General features: G+C 70.2%; 17 protein-coding genes. 7 read left to right on the forward strand and 10 right to left on the reverse strand.

Going from position 1 to position 20,817, the window contains the following annotated elements; genetic code table 11:
- The 5 genes from PV396_RS28510 to PV396_RS28530 form a co-directional block, all read left to right on the forward strand.
- Positions 1 to 2,252 (forward strand): hypothetical protein (locus tag PV396_RS28510; RefSeq protein ID WP_319209375.1); only part of this gene is annotated, 2,252 nt, incomplete at its 5' end.
- Positions 2,249 to 4,132, forward strand: a complete 1,884-nt coding sequence (locus PV396_RS28515) for a hypothetical protein (protein ID WP_319209378.1) — start codon at positions 2,249 to 2,251, stop codon at positions 4,130 to 4,132. The genes PV396_RS28510 and PV396_RS28515, both read left to right, overlap by 4 nt.
- A gap of 68 nt (positions 4,133 to 4,200) precedes the next feature.
- Positions 4,201 to 4,881 carry a hypothetical protein gene (locus PV396_RS28520; protein ID WP_319209380.1) on the forward strand — a complete coding sequence of 227 codons (681 nt, stop codon included), beginning with the start codon at positions 4,201 to 4,203 and terminating at the stop codon, positions 4,879 to 4,881.
- A 1-nt stretch (position 4,882) separates the two neighbouring features.
- On the forward strand, positions 4,883 to 6,106 hold the full coding sequence (locus PV396_RS28525; RefSeq protein ID WP_319209382.1) for a protein phosphatase 2C domain-containing protein: 1,224 nt from the start codon (positions 4,883 to 4,885) through the stop codon (positions 6,104 to 6,106).
- The gene (locus PV396_RS28530) at positions 6,106 to 7,881 is read left to right on the forward strand and encodes a hypothetical protein (protein WP_319209384.1); all 1,776 of its coding nucleotides are present in this window, start codon (positions 6,106 to 6,108) and stop codon (positions 7,879 to 7,881) included. Before PV396_RS28525 ends, PV396_RS28530 begins: the two co-directional genes overlap by 1 nt.
- A gap of 3 nt (positions 7,882 to 7,884) precedes the next feature.
- Here the strand turns inward: PV396_RS28530 and PV396_RS28535 are convergent, their stop codons facing one another.
- The 4 genes from PV396_RS28535 to PV396_RS28550 form a co-directional block, all read right to left on the reverse strand.
- On the reverse strand, positions 7,885 to 8,580 hold the full coding sequence (locus PV396_RS28535) for a Crp/Fnr family transcriptional regulator (protein ID WP_319209386.1): 696 nt from the start codon (positions 8,578 to 8,580) through the stop codon (positions 7,885 to 7,887).
- Positions 8,581 to 8,691: 111 nt separating this feature from the next.
- On the reverse strand, positions 8,692 to 9,246 hold the full coding sequence (locus PV396_RS28540) for a glycoside hydrolase family 25 protein (RefSeq protein WP_319209389.1): 555 nt from the start codon (positions 9,244 to 9,246) through the stop codon (positions 8,692 to 8,694).
- 132 nt (positions 9,247 to 9,378) lie between these two features.
- Positions 9,379 to 10,143 (reverse strand): SDR family oxidoreductase, encoded by a 765-nt coding sequence (locus PV396_RS28545; RefSeq protein WP_319209391.1) that lies wholly within the window; start codon positions 10,141 to 10,143, stop codon positions 9,379 to 9,381.
- Positions 10,144 to 10,180: 37 nt separating this feature from the next.
- Positions 10,181 to 11,062: an NAD(P)-dependent oxidoreductase gene (locus PV396_RS28550; protein WP_319209393.1), complete on the reverse strand. Its 882-nt coding sequence runs from the start codon at positions 11,060 to 11,062 to the stop codon at positions 10,181 to 10,183.
- 203 nt (positions 11,063 to 11,265) lie between these two features.
- Here PV396_RS28550 and PV396_RS28555 point away from each other — a divergent pair, with 203 nt between their 5' ends.
- Entirely contained in the window at positions 11,266 to 13,608 is a 2,343-nt protein-coding gene (locus PV396_RS28555; RefSeq protein WP_319209395.1) for a BTAD domain-containing putative transcriptional regulator, read from the forward strand.
- Positions 13,609 to 13,645: 37 nt separating this feature from the next.
- On the opposite strand, the gene PV396_RS28560 is transcribed toward PV396_RS28555, so the two are convergent.
- The 4 genes from PV396_RS28560 to PV396_RS28575 form a co-directional block, all read right to left on the reverse strand.
- The gene (locus PV396_RS28560; protein WP_319209396.1) at positions 13,646 to 14,176 is read right to left on the reverse strand and encodes a DUF5709 domain-containing protein; all 531 of its coding nucleotides are present in this window, start codon (positions 14,174 to 14,176) and stop codon (positions 13,646 to 13,648) included.
- A 253-nt stretch (positions 14,177 to 14,429) separates the two neighbouring features.
- Positions 14,430 to 15,449, reverse strand: coding sequence for an LD-carboxypeptidase (locus PV396_RS28565; protein WP_319209399.1), 1,020 nt, complete (start codon positions 15,447 to 15,449; stop codon positions 14,430 to 14,432).
- A 434-nt stretch (positions 15,450 to 15,883) separates the two neighbouring features.
- Positions 15,884 to 16,960, reverse strand: a complete 1,077-nt coding sequence (locus PV396_RS28570) for an IS630 family transposase (RefSeq protein WP_319209402.1) — start codon at positions 16,958 to 16,960, stop codon at positions 15,884 to 15,886.
- A gap of 367 nt (positions 16,961 to 17,327) precedes the next feature.
- Positions 17,328 to 19,220 carry a CASTOR/POLLUX-related putative ion channel gene (locus PV396_RS28575; protein WP_319209405.1) on the reverse strand — a complete coding sequence of 631 codons (1,893 nt, stop codon included), beginning with the start codon at positions 19,218 to 19,220 and terminating at the stop codon, positions 17,328 to 17,330.
- A gap of 319 nt (positions 19,221 to 19,539) precedes the next feature.
- Here PV396_RS28575 and PV396_RS28580 point away from each other — a divergent pair, with 319 nt between their 5' ends.
- Positions 19,540 to 19,719: a hypothetical protein gene (locus tag PV396_RS28580; protein ID WP_319209407.1), complete on the forward strand. Its 180-nt coding sequence runs from the start codon at positions 19,540 to 19,542 to the stop codon at positions 19,717 to 19,719.
- Positions 19,720 to 19,742: 23 nt separating this feature from the next.
- Here the strand turns inward: PV396_RS28580 and PV396_RS28585 are convergent, their stop codons facing one another.
- Together PV396_RS28585 and PV396_RS28590 are read right to left on the reverse strand one after the other, a co-directional pair.
- Complete coding sequence (locus PV396_RS28585) at positions 19,743 to 20,003, reverse strand: nucleotidyl transferase AbiEii/AbiGii toxin family protein (protein ID WP_319209409.1); 261 nt, start codon at positions 20,001 to 20,003, stop codon at positions 19,743 to 19,745.
- Entirely contained in the window at positions 20,003 to 20,500 is a 498-nt protein-coding gene (locus PV396_RS28590) for a hypothetical protein (RefSeq protein WP_319209412.1), read from the reverse strand. Before PV396_RS28590 ends, PV396_RS28585 begins: the two co-directional genes overlap by 1 nt.
- Positions 20,501 to 20,817 lie beyond the last annotated feature (317 nt).

The raw sequence follows: 20,817 nt of genomic DNA on the forward strand, positions 1-20,817 counted from the left end.
GTCCGGCCCCGGCCGGCGCGCCCGCGCCGCAGCCGGGCGGCAACGCCGGCGACGGCGCCGGACCTCCGCCGGGCGGCGACGGACAGGGCGGCTCGGCGGGCGGTGACGGCGGCGCGCAGTCGGGGGAGCCGGGCGGCGGTGGCGACAACGTCGGGGCCGGGTCCCGGGCCAGAGGGGCCACCAACCGCACCGGGCAGGGCAGTCTGCGTGCCGGGACACTGCGCGAGGCGTGGACGCACATCGGCGGGGACCGGGTCCACGGCGACAAGATCGTCGTCCAGGTCGCGGCCGGTCAGCGGGACGTCGTCCTGCGGGCCCTGTCCTCGACCACCGTCGAGACCGTCCGGCACGCCTTCCGGCCGCCGCCCCGCTGGGACGACGTACTGGCCGACGCATGGCAGCGGCGGTCCGTCGTGCTGCGGGGTCCCGGCGGGGCGGGCAAGACCGCGGCCGGGGTGCGGCTGCTGATCGCCGCCCAGGTGAAGGCCTGGTACCTGCTGGACTCCGTCGCCGAACTGAGCCGGCTCACCGATCTCAAGCAACTCGGCAGCGGAGCGGGCCTGTTGCTGGACCGGCCGCCCGACCTGGACGAACTGAGCGGCTCCCTGCTCCAGGGGCTGGAGGAGCTGCTGCGCCTTGCCGACGCCCGGCTCGTCCTGATAGCCGGACCCGAGGCCGAACTCGGGCGCGGGGCAGCCGAGTACGTACGGCGGATCGACCGCCCCGGCACACTGGACACCGTACTGTCGGCCCATCTCGCGCATCTGATCGGCGAGTTGGAGGCCGAGCGCGCGCTCGCCGCCGCCGGTGTCGGAGACCTCGCCGCCGAACTCCTCGACGACACCGCCGCCTGCCGCGACGCCGCCCGGCTCGCCGAGGTGCTCGCGCACGAGCACAAGGCCGGCGCCATCGACACCGACCATGTGCGCACCCGGATGGACCGGGCCGGCGGTGAGACACCCGAGGAGTGGTTCGAGGGTCTCGGTGACACCGTGCTGCGCACCCAGGCCGTCGCCCTCGCCGTCCTCGGCGGGCTCCCCCAGGAGGACGTGGCCCTCGCCGCGACCCTGCTCCTGGAGTGGTTCCGCAGCGAACGCGGCATCCTCACCCCCAGCGTCGAGCAGGGCCCCGTACCCCTGCGGCACGACCCGTTCGCCCAGTCCCGGCGGCTGCTCGCCGAGAAACTCCGGGCCCGGACCGTCGGCGCCGTCACCCGGGGCAGCCTCGGACGGCTGCCGTGCACGGTCGCCGAGTACCGCGACCCCGCCTACCCGCCCCGGATCATCCGGCACGTCTGGTCCGAGTACCGCATCCAGCGCGAACTCGTCGGCTGGCTCGCGGAGTTGGTCGACTCGCCCACCCAGCAGGTGCGCAGCTTCGCCGGCACCGCACTCGGGCTCATCGCCACGGAGGCCTTCGAGTACGTCGCCAACCAGGTCTTCGCCGGCTGGGCCCTCGACGAGGACAGCGGCTGGCAGCGCCGCGAGGCCATCGGGTACGCCCTCAAGGTCTGCGCTCGCGACCCGGCCCTGCGCGGTGGAGTCCGGGCGCTCGTCGACGGCTGGTACCTGAGCGACGTCTGGCAGTACCAGGCCGCCGCCGCCCGCGCCTACGGGCTCTGCCTCGGCGGCGCCGACCTCACCGCCGCCGTCGCGGCGCTCACCCGGCTCGGCACCGTCGACAACATCCAGGTCGCCATCGCGATCGGCGACAGCTTCGCCGACCTGTTGGAGGAGGACCTCGCGGCGCACGCCCTGGTCGTCCTGCGCGCCGTCGCCGAGATGGCCCACACCGCCGAGAGCCGCGCCTGCGGACACCTCGTCTTCCTGATCCTCGCCGACACCCTCCTTTCCGAGGAGCCCCCGAGCCCCGGCATCGCCCCGCGAAGCCGCCCCACCCTGCTGCGGCTGGCCGCCAACGACGTGCCGGGCGGTGAACTGCGGCGCCTGCTCGGCTACTTGTGGGCCGAGGTGATCGGCGGCGAACTCTTCGGCGAGGAGGCCGAGGCCGTACTCCAGAAATGGGCCGCCCAGGCCGAGAACGATCCGCTCCTCCTGGACGACCTGGTCCGCATCCTCGTCGACGACGTCGCCGCGCGCAGTCCCCGCGCCGGCCAGATCCTCCAGCGCCATGTCTCCCACTGGAACGAACGCGACAACTTCCGTCCCCTGCCCCGCTCCGCGGCCGTCCTCACCAGCGCCCTACGACTGAGACCGCCCGCTCCGCCCGATCGGCCAGGAGGTGCCCGGTGACCCAGCCGGTGTCCTTGATCGTCAACCAGTCGCCGGTGCCGCGCTTCGCCGTCGGCCCCACCAAGGCACGCGAACCCCACCTCGCCGTCGTCTACGCCACCGCCTCCGGCGAGGTCGTCTGCATCGACGGCCGTCCCCTCACCCCCGGCCAGCAGGTCTTCTCCCGCTACCGCACGCGGTACGAGGTCGACATGCGCCCCCAGAACCGCAGCGCGGTCCTGCGCAACAACCCCCTGGTCTCCCGGGACGGCGTCCACGCCTTCGAGGTCACCCTGTCCTTCACCTTCCGCGTCGACGGCTGGCGGGGCGCCGAGGAATTCGTCCGCTCCGGCCTCACCGACCCGCTGCCCCTCGTTCACGGACACCTGATCAGCCTGTTCCACGGCGCGGGGCAACGGTTCTCCATCGAGGACTCCTTCGGCCTCCAGCGCCATCTCAACCAGCTCTGCGCCGCCCCCGCCGGCCTGCCCCACGGGCTCCTTGTCGACGGCTGCCGGGTCTCCGTACGCCCCGACAGCAAGGCGCTGGCCTTCCTGGAGTCGCTGATCGACGCCGACTGGAAGGAACGCCGCGACTCCGCCGAACACGTGCCCGCGGTCGGCGGCGCCCACCGGGGCGGCCAGCTCGACGCCATCAAACAGAGCTACGAGATCGAGTCCACGAAACGCCAGGCCGACGCCTTCGAGGGCATGCTCACCAACAGCGAGGGCCTCATCCGGCACTACCTGATCACCCACCCGGGCGACGCCGCCGGCGCCTTCGAGATGAGCCGCCAGCTCGAGGCGGCCCGGATGGCCACCGCCGAACTCCAGAACCAGCGTGCGCTCGGCCTGTTCCAGGTGATGGCCGAGAAGGGGCTCATCGTCGCCGGCGACCTCGACCTGCTGCGCCAACAGCTCACCGGCCAGGTCGGCATGGCCACCGGCGGCCACGTCCCCCTGTCGGCCGCGGCCCCGCCCGCACTCCCGGGCGCCCGCCCGTGGGACGCCCCCGCCGCCGCCGCCCCGGCTCAGCTCGCAGCGGCGGCCCCGCCACAGGTACCGGGGCCGGCGCCCGCCCAGCAGCCGCCGCCTGCGCAGGCGCACCCGGGACACCCGCAACAGGGCCAGCCGCAGCAGGGATACGGGCCGCCGGGACAACCGCAGGTGTACGAACCCACGCTGGTCGTGCCGGTCCAGCCGAGCGGCTCCTCGGCGCAGGGCCCCGCCCCGGCCGCCTTCTCCGGCGCCGCCCTCATCTATCTCGTCCTCGACGAATCCCTCGACCGGGGCTCCCTCGACGAACTCAACCGGGGCCTCGCCTCCCTGCACGCCGCGCTCTCCGGCGCCCCGGCCGTCTCCGCCGCGCTGCGGCTGTGCGTGCTGGGCATGGCCGCCGCCACGGAACTCAGGCTGCCCCTGGACACGGTGCTGCCCAGCACCCGCACCCCGATCCTCACGGGGCGCCCCGGACTGTCGTACGCCCACGCCTTCCGCACCCTCCAGGCGCTGCTGCGGCAGGACGTCGCCCTGGTGAAGACGCAGCGTACGCAGGTGCTGCGGCCGATCGTCTTCTTCCTCACCGGCGGCACCCCCGACGAGGGCACCGGCTGGCGCAGCGCGTACGCCGAACTCGTCGATCAGGGCGGCAACTCGATCGCCCCGCACATGATCGCCCTCGGCCTGGGCGACGCGGAGGCCTCGGCGGTACGGACGCTGGCCACCCGTCCAGAGTTCGGCTTCATGGCGGCACCGCACCAGGACGCCGCCTCCGCCGCCCACAGCGTCGCCTCCTTCCTGCGGGACACGATCGTCGGCTACGGGCAGCGACTCGGCGCGGGCGACCCGCAGTTCAGCCTCGCGGCGCCGGACGGGTTCCGGGCGGCGGAGGACGCGCTGTGACGACGGCGCCGAGCGCAGCAAAAGGGAACAGTTCAAGATCAGACAAGCACAGGTAAGGACAAGTGACGATGATCGAAAGCAACCGGGGGCACTTGCTTCCCGTCTACGTCCTGGCCGACGAGTCGGGGTCGATGATCCACCACATCGACGACCTGAACGACGGCCTGCGGTCCCTGCACCAGGCACTGCTCGGCGAGCCGATGGCCGCCGCGAAGGTGCGCTTCTCCGTCCTGGGCTTCTCGGACGACGTGATCGAGCGCGTCCATCTCGTCGACCTGCGCGGCGCGGGTGAGTTCCCCCTCCTGACCACCCGCGGCATGACCAGCTACGCCACCGCCTTCGAGGACCTGATCACCCGCATCCCCGCCGACATCCAGAACCTCAAGGCGGAGGGCTACCAGGTGCACCGGCCCGCCGTGTTCTTCTTCAGCGACGGGCTGCCCAACCGGGGCGAGGACTGGCAGAGCGCACATCACCGGCTCACCGACCGCCAGTCGACCCTGGGCGCGCCCAACATCATCGCTGTCGGCATCGAGGACGCCGACGCGCAGATCATCAACGCGGTCGCCACGCAGCCCGAGTTCGGGTTCATCGTGAACAAGGGCGTCGAAGTCGGCGACGCCATCGCGAAGTTCTGCACCGCGCTCACCAGAAGCGTGATCGCCTCGGGCCGTTCGCTCGGCTCGGCCAACCCGCAGCTCACCGTCGACAAGCCGGAAGGCTTCACCGTCGCGATCGACGTGATCTGACATGGTCCGGTTCGGCAAGCGGCAGAGCGAGACGGAGCGGCGGCCCGACCGGCCGGACCCCGCCCGGCAGCCCGACCCGGCGCGGGAGTCCACGACACACCACGCCGACGGCACGGGCGGCGACCCGAACGCCCCCGGCCCCGGTGCCAGCCCCGGAAGCACCCCCGGCACCAGCCCCGGAACCACCCCCGGCATGGCCCCCAGCACGGCCTCCGACACGGCCCCCGACACGGAGAAGGCACCGGAGTCGGCGTGCCGGCCGCTGAAGACACCGCCGGCCGAGCCGCCGGAGGCATCGGCTGGGGCACCAGCGGGGCTGCCGGTGGGGATGAACCTCGCCGGGCACTGGCGGCCCATCGTCGTCGGGAAGCCCGTACCGCCGTTCGAGACCGTGCCGCCGCGCGGGCTGTCCTACCGTCCGGACACCGTCTGCGACGGCTGGCAGACGGGGAAGATGGCCCTGCGACTCGCCTCCGTACGTGGCAACCAGCACCGGTACGAGGGCCGGCCCCGCGAGGACGACGCGGCGGCGGCCTGGGACGAGGACACCGGGACCGTGGTGTTCGCCGTCGCCGACGGCGTCTCCAGTGCACGCCAGCCGCACATCGGCTCCCAACTGGCCTGCCGCAGCGCCGTCGACGAGATGCTCAAACAGGTCAGGGGCGAGGGCGCCGGCTATGTCGCCGACTGGGACAAGCTGCTGTCCACCGTCCACTGGCAGCTCGTCGAGCAGGCCCGCCGCATCCTGCACCGCCCGGACGCGGGCCCCGAGGAGACCGCCGATCTACTGGCGACCACCCTGGTGGCCGGCACGGCGACACCCACGGACCAGGGCGTCTTCGTCCACCTGATCTCGATCGGCGACTCGGGCGCCTGGCAGATCAAGCACGACAAGTTCTACCGGCTGACGGGCGGCAAAGCGGCCGGCTCGGACGGGCTGTACTCCTCGACGGTGGACCCGCTGCCCTTCGTACCCGGAGTTGTCCGTCCGCTCTCCTTCGCCCTCGAGCAGCTCACGGTCCTGCTGGTCGGCACGGACGGCTTCGGCGACCCGCTCGGTGACGGAAACGGGGCCGTGGCCCAGCACTTCTACTACGGACTCCTCAACCCCGTACCGCCGTTGGGCTTCGCCCACCTACTCGACTTCTCCCGGGAGACCTACGACGACGACCGCACGCTGATCGCCCTGTGGCCGTGGAACGACGCACCAGGAGGCCCCAGTTGATGACGATCTCCTGGGTCGGACGGGACAAGCTCGGCGACCTCGCGGCGAACCGGCTGGGCGACGGTGGACAGGGGGTGGTGTACGCGGTGCCCGACCCGCCGGGGAAGTTCGCCGGCGAGTACCTCGCGTACAAGGAGTATCTGCCGTCGGTGACCGGCGACCCCGACGCGCTCTATCAACTGGTCTACTTCTTCGACGAGTTGGGCCGCACCGACCGGCACGACCACGCCTTCCTGGACAAGCGGCTGACCTGGCCGATCGCGCTCGTCTACACAGGCGACCGGCCCACACGTCCGTTGCCGAGCGAGAACCCCGGCACGAAGGTGACCGGGTTTCTGATGCAGCGGATCACCGAGGAGTTCGAGCTCGACAGCAGCCTGCTCGGCAAGGTGAAGCCGCAGGGCATGGAGTTCCTGCTCAACGTCGACGGCTACACCCAGTCGCTCGGACTGCACGTCGACGACGCACGCCGGCTGCGGCTGCTCGTCGACCTGGCGGCGACCATCAACCGCCTTCACCGGCACCGGGTGACCGTGGGTGACCTCTCGCCGAAGAACGTCCTGTTCATGCTGGACCCGTCTCCCAAGTGTCTGCTGATCGACTGCGACTCGATGCGGCTGGCCGGGAAGGACGTCCTGCCCCAGGTGGAGACGGACGACTGGCACGTACCGGAGAGCGCGAAGGCGACGCCGGCCTCGGACACGTACAAGTTCGGTCTGATCGCCACCAGACTCTTCAACCGGCATCAGTCGAGCACCGACCTCACCGGACTGCGGAACGTGTCGTCGGCTCTGGCGAACCTCGCCGAACGCAGCAGGAGTTCCGATCCGGGGACCCGCCCGCCGATGGCGGAGTGGCTGCGGGCACTGGAGCAGACCCGCGCCCAGCAGAAGCAGAAGCCCCCGGCACCGCCGCCGCCCCGGCCGCAGCAGCAGTCGGCGCAGCAGCGTCCGCCGGCCACACAGCCGCAGCAGCGACCGAACACCGGGTTCCAGTTTCCCTCCCCGGCCACGAATCGGCCGTACCAGGGCCCGGGGACGCCGTTCCCACCGCCCAACCAGCCGCTCCAGCCAACACAGTCGACGCCGTACACGCCCTACACGGCGCGGCCGTCCACCCCGGGCGTCTCGGCGGCCGGCCGTGCCATCGGTGTGGTCGTGGCCCTGTTGGTCGCCGTGGGCGTGTGGCTGGGCGCCTCGCGATACGCACCGGACTCCGACAACGCGGCGAGCGACGGCTCGCCCACGGACTCCTCATCGTCGTCATCGTCGTCGTCCACGCCGGACACGAGTGTCAAGTCGGCACCCGGCCTCACCGACCCGCCGAAGGAGCCGGAGCCGGTCGACCGGGCCGAGGCTCCCGGAGCGACCGTCGACTTCGCGCAGGTCGCCGACGACCGGAGGGCGCGCGCGGTGGCGACGATGTTCGCCCACTTCTACGGGGCGATCAACGAGCGCGACTACGACAAGGCGGTACGCGCCTACGACCCCAACTCCCTCGTGGTGAACGTCGATTCGGCGAAGAGCCGACAGGGATGGGCGCGGGAGATGAGCACGACGCAGGAGTCCGACATCCAGCTGACCGATCTGTCGAGCGACGGGACGTACACCCTCGCCACGGTCAGTTTCCGCAGCACGCAGGACCCCGGCTACGGACCCGCCTTGAACCCCGACGACACCTGTGACGACTGGACGATCACCTACCAGCTGACCTACACGAAGGGCTACCGGATCTTCAAGGCGCCCAAGGAAGGGGTGAGTTACACATCCTGCTGACGGTCATCCCCCGAACGCCTGCCCCTTCAGCTGATCGACCGACCGGATCAGCAGCGACTGACGTCCCGTCACGATCCAGCCCCGTCCCCGCCATTGCTCCAGCACCCGGCTCACCGTACGCCGCGAGCTGAGCACCAGCCCCGCCAGATCGTCCTGGGAGAGCGGCAGGCTGATGCGTACGCCGGTGCCGTCCGGGTCGGGATGCCCGCAGCGTTCGGCCAGGTCGAGGAGGAGGGCGGCGAGGCGCACCGGGACCGGTTCGGTGATGCCGGTGCGCTGGAGGTCGGCCTCGCGCAGCCGCCCGGACAGGGTCTGTTCCAGCGCCGCCGCCACTCCGGAGCTGGAACGGGCAAGCGACTTGAAACGGGCGGCGGGCAGATGCAGCAGGTCGACCGTCGTCGCCGTGAGCAGGGAGGCGGAGCGGCGCCTGCGCTCCAACCCGGCCTGTTCGCCGAGGAGTTCACCGGGGCCGCGCAGGGCGAGCAGTGCCCGGTAGCCGGCGTGCGACTGCGCGACGACCTTGACCCAGCCGCGCAGCAGCACCACCAGATGGTCGGAGTCCTCCCCCTGTGCCAGGAACTGCTCGTCGGCGGGCAGGGTCACCCGGGTCGCGACCCGCAGCAGGGCGTCCCGGTCGGCGGGGTCGAGAGCCTCCCAGAAGGTGGCCGGACGGCGGCTGTCGGTGCCCGACTCGGCCATGGAGCGCCCCCGGTCCAGGTGTGCGGCTGTGCCTTGCTGTGCGGTGTTGCGCCGTGCTGTGCAGCAGAGGATATGTCGGCCGTACCCGTCAGTCGACGGTTGCCGGGATCTTCAGACGGTGGCCCAGTCCTTCAGCGCCGCCTTGGTCGCGAAGTCGGCGACGTTCGTGTCGAGTGGATCGTCGGTGTACTGGTGGAACGTCCAGTCGGCCTTGATGCGGGGCTTGCCGGCCGGGACGTAGTCGGCGATCCACAGCCCGTCGCCCGCGTAGGAGGTCGTGTCGACGTTGAGCCAGTAGTTCCGGTTGCAGTAGAGGACGACCCGGTTGTCCGGCCGCAGCTTCTTCACCTTGCGTATGAAGCTGTCCTTCTCCGCGTTCGACGCGTGGGTGCCCTCGCCCGTCGTCTCCCAGTCGACGGCGAGGATGTCGCCCGCCCTGTCCGGGGCCTTGCCGACGAAGTACTCGGCCTGGGCGGTCAGATTGCCCGGCCACAGGAAGTGGTAGAAGCCGACCACGCAACCGGCGTCGCGGGCCCGCTTGGTCTGGGCCGCGAGCTTGGGGTTGACGTACGAACGGCCCTCGGTCGCCTTGACGAAGACGAAGGAGAGGCCGTCCGTGTCATAGGTGGAGGACTGGTACGCGCTCACATCTATGCCGCGCAGCATGGGGTGCTCCCTGAAGTGCCGGTGGGGGGACAGGAGTTCATCGCTTACCCACCTTTGCACAGGGGATTCCGCCGCACGCGACTCTCACCGGACGGCCGGTCATGGTCTTCCGGCGACGGAGAGTTCACGTCCTCACTGCTGCGGGTACGAGAGCCCCTGCCCGAGACCACCGTCGACCGGCAGACGCGCGCCCGTGGTGTAGGTGGCGTCAACAGCCAGGTAGAGGGCCGCGCGTGCCACCTCGTCGACCTGGCCGTGCCGCCTCATCGGGGTGAGCTCGTCACCGAGGGCCATGAATCCGGCCCTCTCCTCCGCGCTCAGCCCGGGGATCCCCATGCTCGGAGTGTCGATGAAACCGGGGCTGACGGCGTTGACGCGGATATTGCGCGGCAGCAGCTCGGCGGCGAAGACCTGGGTGAAGGAGATCAGCGCGGCCTTCGTACCCGAGTAGACACTCATGCCCGGCGTGCCACCGTGGTCGGCGATGGAGCTGGTGAAGACGATCGACCCGCCGTCCTTGACGAGCGGCACGAGGCGCTGGACGACGAAGAAGGCTCCCTTCGTGTTGAGGCCGAACTGACGGTCGTACGACTCCTCGGTGACGAACTGGAGCGGCTCCAGGACGGCCGTGCCGGCGTTCACGAACAGGTGGTCGACGTGACCGAGCCTTTCCTCGACGGTCTTGCCCAGCGCGTCGATGGCGTCGAGGTCGGCGGCGTCGGACCGGATGACATGCGCGTCGACGCCGAGGGCGGCCCTGGCCTCCTCGATGTTCTTCTCGTTGCGGCCGGTGACGAGAACCTCGGCGCCGCCCGCGATCAGGGCCTTGGCGATCGCGAGGCCCATGCCGTGCGTACCGCCGGTGATCACGGCCTTCTTGCCCGTGTGAACAGTCATTGGTTGTCCTTCTCCTCGATGGGTGGTCAGCGGATGGTCAGCCCTGCTTGAAGGCCTCGACCAGGCTGGCCAGGCTGTGGTTGCCGAAGCCCTGTGCGACGCGACGCTCGATCAGCGTCCGGATCGAGGTCGAGAGGCCGCTGTCGAGGCCCAACTGCCTGCTCGTGGCGACCAGGTGCTCGATCGCGGCCCTGTTGGCGTCGAGGCTGGAGACCTCGGTCTCGAAGCTGTCCGAGTCGATCTCTCGGGCGCTCTGCGTCAGCGCCGGGCTGATGACGTGCTCGATCCAGCCGGCGGCGAACGGCGTGAAGGCCTCCGCCGAGACCCCGGCCGACTGGACGAGCGCCACGGCGTGGAAGTAGCCCGCGAGGCTCGACCACAGCAGCGACAGCAGACCGAGGTCGTAGACCATCGCGACCCCGGTGTCCTCACCCAGGTACACACCCGTGCCGGCGAGCGGCTTCAGCAACTCCTCGTGCTCGGCGAACAGTTCCTGCGGGCCTGCGTAGAAGATCAGGGCCTGGGGCAGGCCGATCATCTGCGGTACGGCCATGATGGCGCCGTCCAGGTAACGCACCCCGTGCCGCTCCGCCCAGCCGGCGGCGGCCCGGGCGTCCTCGGGGTTGCCCGAGGTGAGGTTGACGACGACCTTGCCCTTGAGCTCGTCGGCGGCATCGGCGAACAGCTCGTTCAGCACCTCGTACGTGGAGACGCAGGCCACGATGACCGGGCTCGCCGCGATCGCCTCCCTGACGCCGGGGGCGGCGACCGCGCCCTGCGCGACGAGCGCGTCCGCCTTGTTCGCGGAACGGTTCCAGACGGTGGTCCGGTTGCCGTTCCGTACGAAGGCGGTGGCCAGGGCGGCGCCCATCATCCCCAGGCCGAGGACGGTGACCGGACTTTGGTTGTTGCGCGACATGGATATCTCTTTCCATCGGCCAACAGCGGGACTCGCTTCCGGCAGCGTGCCGGGGAGGAATCTCGCCGCGTCCATCGCCCACTCACCGGTCGGTAATCAGGAAGAAAAGCAGCTACTTTTTACGATCTGTATGATCGCTGTGTAGATCCGGCACGGAACAGGAGAGCTGCTTCTGCGCCCGCCGACCACACGCTGGGGGAGCCATGTGGTTCAAGATGTTGGGCCCGCTCGAGGTCGTCGCAGACGGACAACAGCTCGCTCTCGGGGGAAGCAGACAGCGCGCGACGCTCGGCTACCTGCTGCTCCATCCCAACCAGACGGTTCCCATCAGCAGACTGCTGACGGCCCTGTGGAGCGTCCAAGAGGCGCCGACGACCGCCCGCAAGATCCTCCAGAACGCCGTCTGGGGCCTGCGGCGCACGCTCGCCACCGGGGAGACCGCCCAGGCGCCGGTGACACTGCGCACCCAGGCCCCCGGTTACTCCCTCGACGTCACCCCCGACCGCATCGACCTGCACCTCTTCCACCGGTGGACGAAGGAGGGCCGCTCCCGCCTCGCGGCCGGTGAACCCGACCGGGCGGCACGGCTGCTGAGCGACGCCCTGGAGCTGTGGCGCGGCCCCGCCCTCGCCGACCTCACCGAAGTCGGCCTGCTGTGGCCCGAACTGACCGCCCTGGAGAACGCGCGACTGGACGCACTCGAAGACCTCTTCGAGGCCCAACTCGCCTGCGGACGCCACTACGCGGTGCTGGGCGAACTGGAGTCGACGGTGGAGAGCGAGCCGTTGCGCGAACGCGCCTGCGGCCAGCTCATGCGCGCTCTGTACCGCTGCGGGCGCCAGGCCGACGCGCTCGGCGTGTTCAACAGACTGCGCGCCGTGCTGGTCGAGGACCTGGGCCTCGAGCCCAGCCGCGAACTCCAGCAGCTCCAGCAGGCGATCCTCACCCACGACCCCGACCTCCAGCTCACCCTGACACCGGCCGACCCGACCGCGCGCCGGGTAGCGGTGGCCCCGGCCGTGGCGTCGCCGGTCGTGGCGACGCCGCCCTCGCCGTACGCCCGCCGACCCGCACCCGGGGGCCTGTTACCGCCCGTGGCACAACTCCCCACCCGCGCCTCGGACCGTGTACGCGGCTCGGCCCCCGCGCCGACCCGCGTCGCGCAGACCGCCCCGGCAACCGCGCGGTTCGCCCTTGCACCGCTCCCCGCCCCCATCTCCCTCTTCCCGGCTACCCAACGCGTTCCCGGCCTCGGGGGCAGTGCCGGCGAGACTTCTTCCGCCGAGCGCGAGAAGGTCAGCCTCCTGCTCGTCAGGACCGAACTCGACCCGGCCCAGGGCGACTACGACGCACTGGACGTCACGATGGGCAGGCTCGGCAGCGTTGTCCAGCAGGAGATCGAACGCTTCGGCGGCGCCGTCGTCTCCTCGATGGGCGACATCACCCTCGGTCTCTTCCCCACCGCCCCGAACGGTGAGGAGCACGCCCTCCACGCGGCCCGCGCTGCCGACGCCCTGCGGAGGGCCGTGCCCGGGGCCACCGCCTGCACGAGCGTCGGCGCCGTGCCGCGCGCCGTCGTGATGACGGGCGAGGCGCTGGTGAGCCGACGCCCCGGAGGTACGCCGCCCAGGGTCAACGGCGCGCTGGTGCAGGACTGCGGGCCCCTGCTTGCCCTGGCCGCCCCCGGCGACGTCCTGGTCTGCGAACGCACCAGAAACAAGACCGAGGAGTACTTCTCGTACGAGGAGATCGCCGGCCTGCCCGCCCGCTGGAGGCTGCTGGAGGAACTCGAGTCCCGTTCCGCCGCCGACGACCACCCGGCGCGGACAAGTGAGGACGACTCCTCGCACCGCCGGGAACTCGAACTGCTCCAGAGCGTGATGACCCACAGCAGCCGCTGGTCGCAGCCGCATCTGATCACCGTGCTGGGCGACCTGGACGCGCCCCGCCGCCAGGTGCTCCATGAGCTGACCCGCATCGCCGACGAGGAACTCGCCGGGGCCCAGGTGCTGACCTGGAACGGCGAGGACGCCGTCGAGTCGGGCCCGTACGGCCTGCACCGGATGGTCCTCTCCACGTTCGCCGGCGTGACGGCGTCGGACCCGCTCTGGACGGTCCGCAGCAGAATCAGGGCGGTCATCGAGCGCCTGACCACCGACAGGAGCCGAGCCAACCGACTCTCCGCCCGCTGCGCCTCGCTCTTCGACGCCGTGATCCGCCCCCGGTCGTGGTCGGGCGGCGACGAGTGGACGGACGTCTGGCAGCTCTTCCTGGAAGCCGCCGCGCAGGACGGGCCGATCGTCCTGATCGTCGACGACCTGCACCTCGCGGACACGGCCGCCGTGGAACTCGTCGGTCTCCTGGCCCAGCTCCCCGGCCGTATTCCGCTCACCGTCATCGTCGGCGCGACGCCGGAACTCCTGTGCAACCTCGACTGGTCCCCGGGAAAGCGGTTCGCCACCGTGGTGATGCTGGACGAGCCGACCGACTCCGCCGCCGGAACCACCCGGCCCGAGTCACTCACCCTCGTTCGCGACAGCGCGTGACGGGGGACGGCACTGGCCGGTCACGGGCAGCGACGGCTCACGGGAGCACGCCGCCGCCGGGGTCGCCGTCGTCTTCGCTGTTGCCGTAGCTCTCGCTCTCGTCCGGGACGAGATGGACGGCTGCCTCCTCGGCGGAGGCGGCGCCGCCGTCGATGCCCACGTCGTGGGCGAACAGCTCCTTCTCGGTGTCCTCGTGCGCTCCCTCGTCCGTGGCCACGAGGCGCCCCGCCCGATCCGCGCCCACCTCGTCGTCCCGGGGCTCGCCCGCCCCGCCGGGGAGATCCCCCACGCCGTCGTCGGCCACGGTCCACTCCGACCCCGTGTCCGGACGTTCCTCGGCCAGCCTCTGATCCAGGCTCTCGCCCTCGCGCTGCTCCCGTGCCGTCGTACCCGGGTGCTCCACCGCGAGCGGACGCTCGGGCGGTGACCATCCTTCCTCGTAGGGGTCGCCGGCCCGGTCGGTGAGGGTGTCCTCCTGGTCGAGGACACCCTCGTCCTCGCGGTCGTCGGGGCCCGAGGGCTGGTAGACCTCGTCACCCATGACGTCGTCGTGGTTCTGGCTCCCCATGGCGGACGCACCTCTCGGACGGTTACGGCGGGTTCACGTGCCGACACCCGGGTTTCCAGGTGTGCCCTGTCCACACGCTACGGTCGCGTAATTCCACGCGGAGCCGATGAGCACGAGACCGGACCTTCTCAGTCCGAGCATCGCGTGCCCTCCACCCGACGAGGGGGTCGTGGACGTCCGCCCGATCGTCAATGGCCGGGATCTTGTGGCCGGCAGGAGCGGCTGGACGGAGCCTTCCCATCGCCCCCGGTGCTCAGCCGACCGGCCCCGTCATCGCGTGCGGCGCTACCGTCGGCTCGAGCAGCGACAACGTCCGCTGCTGCGCATCCAGGCCGACGCGGATGCCGACCGGCATCGGTAGATTCGGGCCGGCATGCCCGAACTCGACGTTGCCCAGGACCGGGATGTCACGGTCGCCGAGGACGTCGAGGACGATCTCGGACAGAGTGGGGGACGCGCCGGGCTCGAGTCCACTGATCTCGCGCGGCACGCCCACGATCATGCCGGAGATCCGATCGAGGATGCCGCAGTGTCGCATCACCTGCAGATAACTCCACACGTGCGATGCCATGCCGCCCGTCTCCTCCCAGAACAGCACCGCACCGTCGAACCAGTCGAGCGGCAACGCGAAACGCGTCGCCTGCGCCAGCACGATGCGATTGATCACCCCGCCGATCAGCCGACCTTCGACACGTCCAGGACGCCAGCACTCCCACGACGGGCTCGCAGGCAGCGCACCGATCGCCTCGGTACCGGTCAGCAACCTGGAGTAGAGCTTCTCGAGTTCCGCTTGGCGTGCCACGGGCGCAGACTGCCACTGTCCGCCGAAGCCAGGGACGGCCATGTCGGCGTGGAACCCGACCAGCCCCGTGCGCGAATAGAGCACCAGATGCAGCAGCGAGATGTCGCTGTAGCCGACGATCGGCTTGGGGTCGGCCCTGATCGCCTCGACGTCGATCAGGTCGAGGTAGCCGAGCGTGGTCTGGCCGCCGTCACTCGCGACGATGGCGCGCACTTCAGGATCCCGCAGAAGACCATTGAGTTCCTCGGCGATCTCCGCCGGCGTGGCCGCGCTCCACCAGTGGCGGCGTCCTGCTTCGAGCAGCGGTGCCCGGCGCACGCGGAATCCCATCCGCTCGAGCACGACCACCGCCCGCTCGATGTTGGGCCCGCAGGCGGCCGGCAGCGGACCGGACAGCGAAGCGATGACAACGAGATCTCCGGGCCTCAGAGCACGCGGCCGAAGCAGTTGAGGCAGTGCGGAAATGGTCATGGCGTCAGTGTCACCGGTGCCATGGGCAGGGTCACGCGACTTTCGCCCGCCCCAGGTGCCGACGGTCAGCGCGGCGGAGGCTGTTCGATCTTGCCGCCCCGATGAGGGGCTTGTGCCGTTCTGACAGCTGCCCGTGCCATACCTTCCCGCAGTAAAGTGCGCCGTCGGCCGCCGGCCGCCGTGTCGTACGAGTCCGCCCGCCGCCTTGATCCCCATGGCTCTCCCTCGTCTGTTACGGCGGGCAGCCCATCGTCTGGGCACTCAGGCATGGCTCCGCCGCCGCAGTTGCACCGGCCTCCGCCCGGCGGCTTCAGCCCGGGCGAAGTGCCTGAGTAGTCGAACGAATGATCCACTTTTAGCAAAGCGCGGATCTGGGCCCGTGGTGTAGCTGATATTGCATCAAATCGGTGTGCCTGCTGGGCCGGTGCGGCAGGCTAGTGTCGTGTGAATGAAGTCCTTGGACGTTTGGGTGGGGCGTGTTCGATGATTTCGTCGGCGGTTTTGGTCCAGGTGAAGGGCTGGCAGCGGTCGTTGTAGGCGTCGATGTAGCGGCGGATGGCGTCGGTGAGGTCGGTGATCGAGGTGAAGGTGCCGCGGCGTATGGCCTGGCGGGTGATGATGCCGAAGAAGATCTCGACCAGGTTCAGCCAGGAGCAGGAGGTCGGCGTGAAGTTCAGGGTGATCCGGGGGTTCTTCGCGAGCCACGCTTTCACGCGGGCGTGTTTGTGGGTGGCGTAGTTGTCGGCGACCACGTGCAGTTTCACCCTCGGGTGGGCCTTGGCGACCTGTTTGAGGAAGCGGAGGAACTCGTCGTTGCGGTGCCGGTCGTAGCAGGCGTCGGCGGTGATCTTCCCGGTGGCGACCTCCAGGGCGGCGAACAGGGTGGTGGTGCCGTGGCGGACGTAGTCGTGGGTGCGCCGCTCGGCCAGGCCCGGCCGCACCGGCAGCATCGGGGCGGTCCGGTCCAGCGCCTGGATCTGCGACTTCTCATCGACGCAGACCACCACTGCCTTTTCCGGCGGGGCCAGGTACAAGCCGACCACGTCGCGGACCTTGGCCTCCAGTTCCGGGTCGGTGGAGAACTTGAAAGTCTCGCTCCGCCAGGGCTGGATCTTCCACTTGCGCCACACCTTGGCCACCGCCACGTTGGACAGGCGCAGTTCGGCGGCGAGGAGCCGTGAGGACCAGTGGGTCACGCCGAGTTTCTCCGGCGGGCCCTCCAGGGTCCGCACCACTACTTCCGTCTCGTCCACCGTGCCGGGCCGGCCCGAGCGCGGCCGGTCCTCCAGCCCGGCCAGACCGGCCGAACGGTAGCGGCCCCGCCAGGTCACCACCGTCTGCCGGGACAGCTCCAGCCGCCGCGCGATCTCGGTGTTCGAGGCGCCCTCCGAGGCCAGGAGCACGATCCGGGCCCGCGTCACCAGCCCCGACGGGGACAAGGGCGAGCGGACCCACGAACGCAGAACCTCACGGTCCGCATCGGACACGGTCAACGGCAGGGCGACAGGCATACGCCATTCAACCGCACCCCAAACCACCGTCAAAGAACTTTATTCACATAACACTAGGTGCTTGGTGACGCCGACGGGAGTAACGCTTGTTGCTGTTTTCGCCATGGTCTTGCTCCTTCAATGCAGGAGTTGGGTCCAGACCTCGGGACCGTTGACGTAACCACCGGCCGAGGGCGTTCTGCTCTGGGACAACGGCCGACCGGGGGCGAGCGGGACGAGTTGAAGCAACTGCGCGACGAAGTGGATGGGTAAGGCGGATGGCGCGTTCGCCGCGATCGCGTTCAGCCGGCCCGAGGTCTTCTACGGCCGGACCGCCGAGTCGATCCTGGCCGCCCGTCCGGTGGGCCGGCATCACGCCGGGGGTGTGTCAGTTCTGCGTGATCACGACGACTTCGTCGCGATCGGTCCAGCGCCGCCGCTCGTTCTTGTCCGGGTTGAGACGCACCCCGTGGTCGGGAACGACCGTGGCCCGGTCGTGGCGGCGGTAGCCGATGGCGCATTCGCCCCGCTGCTGCGCCGCTGCGACGACCGTGGCGAAGGACGCCTCACAGCTGGGCAGGACGTACGAGGCCGCCGGTCGCAGGTGGATCTGACTGCCGGTGAGGGAGAACAGTTCCTCGAACACGGCGGCCAGGTGCCGGTTCTGGGAGATCTGAGCCATCAGCAGGCCGATCAGTTTTCCGCTGATGATCACGTCGGCGCCGGGGCTGATCGGCGCGAGCGTCCGGTTACGGTCGTCAGTCATCTCGGTGACCACCGGCAGCTCCCGTCCGGTCTCCTGTTCCAGCATGTGCAGAACGAGGAGCGTGACGAGGGTCCGGTTGTCGGCCTCGTCGGGCTGCTGTCCCGGAACGGGGTCCGGGCCGAGCACGACGACGCTGTCGTACGAGTCGATCTCCAGGCGCCGAAGCGTCTGGGGCCGGGTGACGTCTCCAGGCCGGAATGTCATGGTCAGCCGGGGAGCGAAGTCCGTACCGGCGTCCCGTACCTGCTCGGCCGTCACCTCCTTCGGGTCCGCGACCACGGCGATGACCGAGCCGTGGACGGCGCACCGGCCGAACTGGTCGACGATGAGCGAGGCCCGCCGGTTCCAGCCGAGGATCAGGACCCGTTCGGGCCGGGCGTTCGCCGGCTGCCAGGGCGTCATCACCGACTCGTCGACGAGCCCGGAGCAGTCGCTGAGTCGCGCTGTGTCGTCGTCCCGCGTGATGACGATCAGCCGGTCGCCGGGGCCGAGCAGGGTCTGCGGCGGCGGGTTCAGCAGGGGCCTGCCGTCGCGCAGCAGGCCGACGACGCTGGAGGTGGCGTAGGCCAGCAGTGTGTCGCCGAAGGGGCGGCCGGTCAGGGCCGGGTCGAAGGTGAGGTAGAACTCGTCTCCCGCGAAGTCCAGGAGATCGCGGTACACCAGGGAGAGGCCGGGGCGGCGGGCGGACTGAACGATCAGCCGGGCGGTGATCGCGTCGCTCTCCAGGACAATGCCGCTTGTTCCCGCGGCGAGGGAGGCCGCCAGCCGGTACCGATCGTCTCTGACGGCGGCGACGACGGGCGGACCCTCCTCCCCGCCGAGTGCGGCCCGCAACGCCAGCAGCGTCTTGACCACTTCCGGATCCGCTGACGGATCGTCATGGGGCAGCACCAGCACAGCACTGGCCGCGCCGGGGTTGGTCAGGGCGAGCAGATCGGGGTCGGTGGCGGAACCGCTACGGCAGACAAGCCGGGTACGGCCGGTGGTGCCCACCTTTCTGCCGAGGGCCTCCTCCATCGTGGTCTTGTCCCGGTCCGCCAGTACGGCCACCGCGCCGTACCGCTGATTGGCGTTGGCGGCCACCAGTTCGCTCACCACCGTGAACACTTGCTCCGACCAGCCCAGCACCACCGAGTGTCCCTGTTCGATGACGGTGGAGTGGCCCCGCCGCAGTGCGGTGAGCCGCTCGGTCAGTCCGGTGGTGATCAGACCGACGAGGGTCGAGACGTACACCAGGGCGACCAGAGCGAGCAGCACCGACAACAGCACGCGCAGGAGCGGGCCTGTCGCCCCGCCGAGGCGCAATGTCTCACCGCTGAGGCGCCAGATCGCTGCCAGCCTCCCCGAACGGGACGTGGGCGCATGCGGATCTGTCCACACCAGCACGGCGCTCACCGGGAAGACGACGACGAGACAGCCCACGGCCAGCCAGCCGACGAGCGCGGGGGTGCCGCGTGCCAAAGTGGTGTCGAACCAGTAGCGTGCCCTGCCTTTGAGTGAAGCCCCTCGTCCCACGCCTGCCCCCTGTTCCGGCGGCGGCAGCCATACCGCTCCGGTTCGCCCCGCCCGTTCCCCCGCCAACCACGCACGGCCACGCGGTCATCTGGAAGTGTGTCGATGAGTTGGCCCGACACGCGGGTCACCGTCTGGTTTTCATCCCATCGGGGACGTCGCCGAAGGCGCCGCTCCGCAGGCGTCCGACTGTGCGTCAGCGGTTTGACCCCGTCATCGCTCGTTGGGGCAAGGCCGCCGCGCATCTGGGTGAGTCGGGTCGGCCGACCGTTACAAGTAGGTCATGACTGAAGATCGCAAAGCCGTCGGGGCAGATTCAGGCTTGTCCAGGCGCAGCTTCACAACGGCGGCAGGAACGGCTGCGGCGGCCACGGCTCTGGCCAGTGGCACGCCTGCCACGGCCATGCCCGTACAAGCCGTCCCGGCCGCGCCGGCGCCCACCCGGGGCTTCTTCTTCCCCATGCTCTCCATGATGGACATCCTCCCGGGGCAGAACCCCTGATCTCGAATGTCCGTCAAAGCGGATCAAGCCCAGGTCACCACGTGACCGTTCTCGAGGATGTCGATGTCCCGGGTCATCCGGCGTGCGCCGAACTGGGCGAGGAGCAGGCCGCCCTTGAGTACGAAGTGGTCCCGGCCGAGGGGCGATGCGGCCAAGCGATAGAGGAACCGTTCCAGGACGTACTCGACCATGATCTCGTCCGCGGACCGGCCGGTGCGGCGGGCCAGGTTGCGCAGGTCGTTGTAGATGCGGCCGGCGGTGGTGTCGCGTGTGGGGTTGGCCATCAGGCGAGCACCGCCTCTACGGCGGGGCGGATGACGGAGAGGGCGCCCAACTCGCGTGCGATGTGCTGGAGTTCGCCCACCCCGCTGCGTCCGTCGCGGCGCAGGTAGCGGCCGAGCGCGGAGAGGGCGAGGGTCTCGCCGATGCGGCTGCGGTGGCGCATCGCGTCGACGACGCCGCGGGCGGCGCTGTACACGGGGACGGTCTCTCCCGGAGCTGCTTCGAACCGTTCGATGCCGAGGGCGAAGGTCTTCGAGGCGTACTGCGCCACCACGGTCGGCGGGTAGGAAATCGTGGGGCGGCGTGTTCCACGCGGCACGGCGATGTGTACCGCTGCGGGGATGTCGTCGATCAGCTCATGCAGGGCCAGGGCGGACTCGCCGCACACGACGGCGCGAGGGGCCCGCGCGCACACGGTCAACAAATCCACGTGCGCGGTCTCCGGTGCGTCTGCTCGCCGATAGACCCCGCGGGAGAGCTCGTCTATCTCGCCTTCCATGACCAAATGCGCCAGATCGCGGGGGGGAGAGCAGGGCCTGACGTGCCTGCGCTGTCGTGAAGGTAGGGGAGAGGCTGGTCAGCCGCTGTTCCAGGCGCGAGTTTTCCGCAGCACTCATGTATCGAATGACACCCCTCAAGTGAATTCAGGGGATCGATTTAATACGTCCTGGCGACGGTCGGTGGTCGTGGCGGATCGGAACAGTGATCAGGGGTGCCGCGAACGCCCAGGTCAAGCGCCTATCCCATGGATTTCCTGGGGACTTTTCGGGGACTTTCACGTCTGTCCCAGGGACATTCGGGGGACTTTCCGCGGCC

Origin of the sequence: Streptomyces sp. ME02-8801-2C (assembly GCF_033793965.1) — a bacterium.
In the GTDB taxonomy this organism is placed as follows: domain Bacteria; phylum Actinomycetota; class Actinomycetes; order Streptomycetales; family Streptomycetaceae; genus Streptomyces.

Excerpts from the sequence above, each read along its gene's own strand:
- PV396_RS28525 (WP_319209382.1), top strand. The coding sequence starts at position 4,883 with ATGGTCCGGTTCGGCAAGCGGCAGAGCGAGACGGAGCGGCGGCCCGAC.
- PV396_RS28585 (WP_319209409.1), bottom strand. The coding sequence starts at position 20,003 with ATGGCCAACCCCACACGCGACACCACCGCCGGCCGCATCTACAACGAC.
- PV396_RS28560 (WP_319209396.1), bottom strand. The coding sequence starts at position 14,176 with ATGGGGAGCCAGAACCACGACGACGTCATGGGTGACGAGGTCTACCAG.
- PV396_RS28530 (WP_319209384.1), top strand. The coding sequence starts at position 6,106 with ATGACGATCTCCTGGGTCGGACGGGACAAGCTCGGCGACCTCGCGGCG.
- PV396_RS28550 (WP_319209393.1), bottom strand. The coding sequence starts at position 11,062 with ATGTCGCGCAACAACCAAAGTCCGGTCACCGTCCTCGGCCTGGGGATG.
- PV396_RS28520 (WP_319209380.1), top strand. The coding sequence starts at position 4,201 with ATGATCGAAAGCAACCGGGGGCACTTGCTTCCCGTCTACGTCCTGGCC.
- PV396_RS28535 (WP_319209386.1), bottom strand. The coding sequence starts at position 8,580 with ATGGCCGAGTCGGGCACCGACAGCCGCCGTCCGGCCACCTTCTGGGAG.
- PV396_RS28540 (WP_319209389.1), bottom strand. The coding sequence starts at position 9,246 with ATGCTGCGCGGCATAGATGTGAGCGCGTACCAGTCCTCCACCTATGAC.
- PV396_RS28555 (WP_319209395.1), top strand. The coding sequence starts at position 11,266 with ATGTGGTTCAAGATGTTGGGCCCGCTCGAGGTCGTCGCAGACGGACAA.
- PV396_RS28545 (WP_319209391.1), bottom strand. The coding sequence starts at position 10,143 with ATGACTGTTCACACGGGCAAGAAGGCCGTGATCACCGGCGGTACGCAC.
- PV396_RS28590 (WP_319209412.1), bottom strand. The coding sequence starts at position 20,500 with ATGGAAGGCGAGATAGACGAGCTCTCCCGCGGGGTCTATCGGCGAGCA.
- PV396_RS28570 (WP_319209402.1), bottom strand. The coding sequence starts at position 16,960 with ATGCCTGTCGCCCTGCCGTTGACCGTGTCCGATGCGGACCGTGAGGTT.
- PV396_RS28565 (WP_319209399.1), bottom strand. The coding sequence starts at position 15,449 with ATGACCATTTCCGCACTGCCTCAACTGCTTCGGCCGCGTGCTCTGAGG.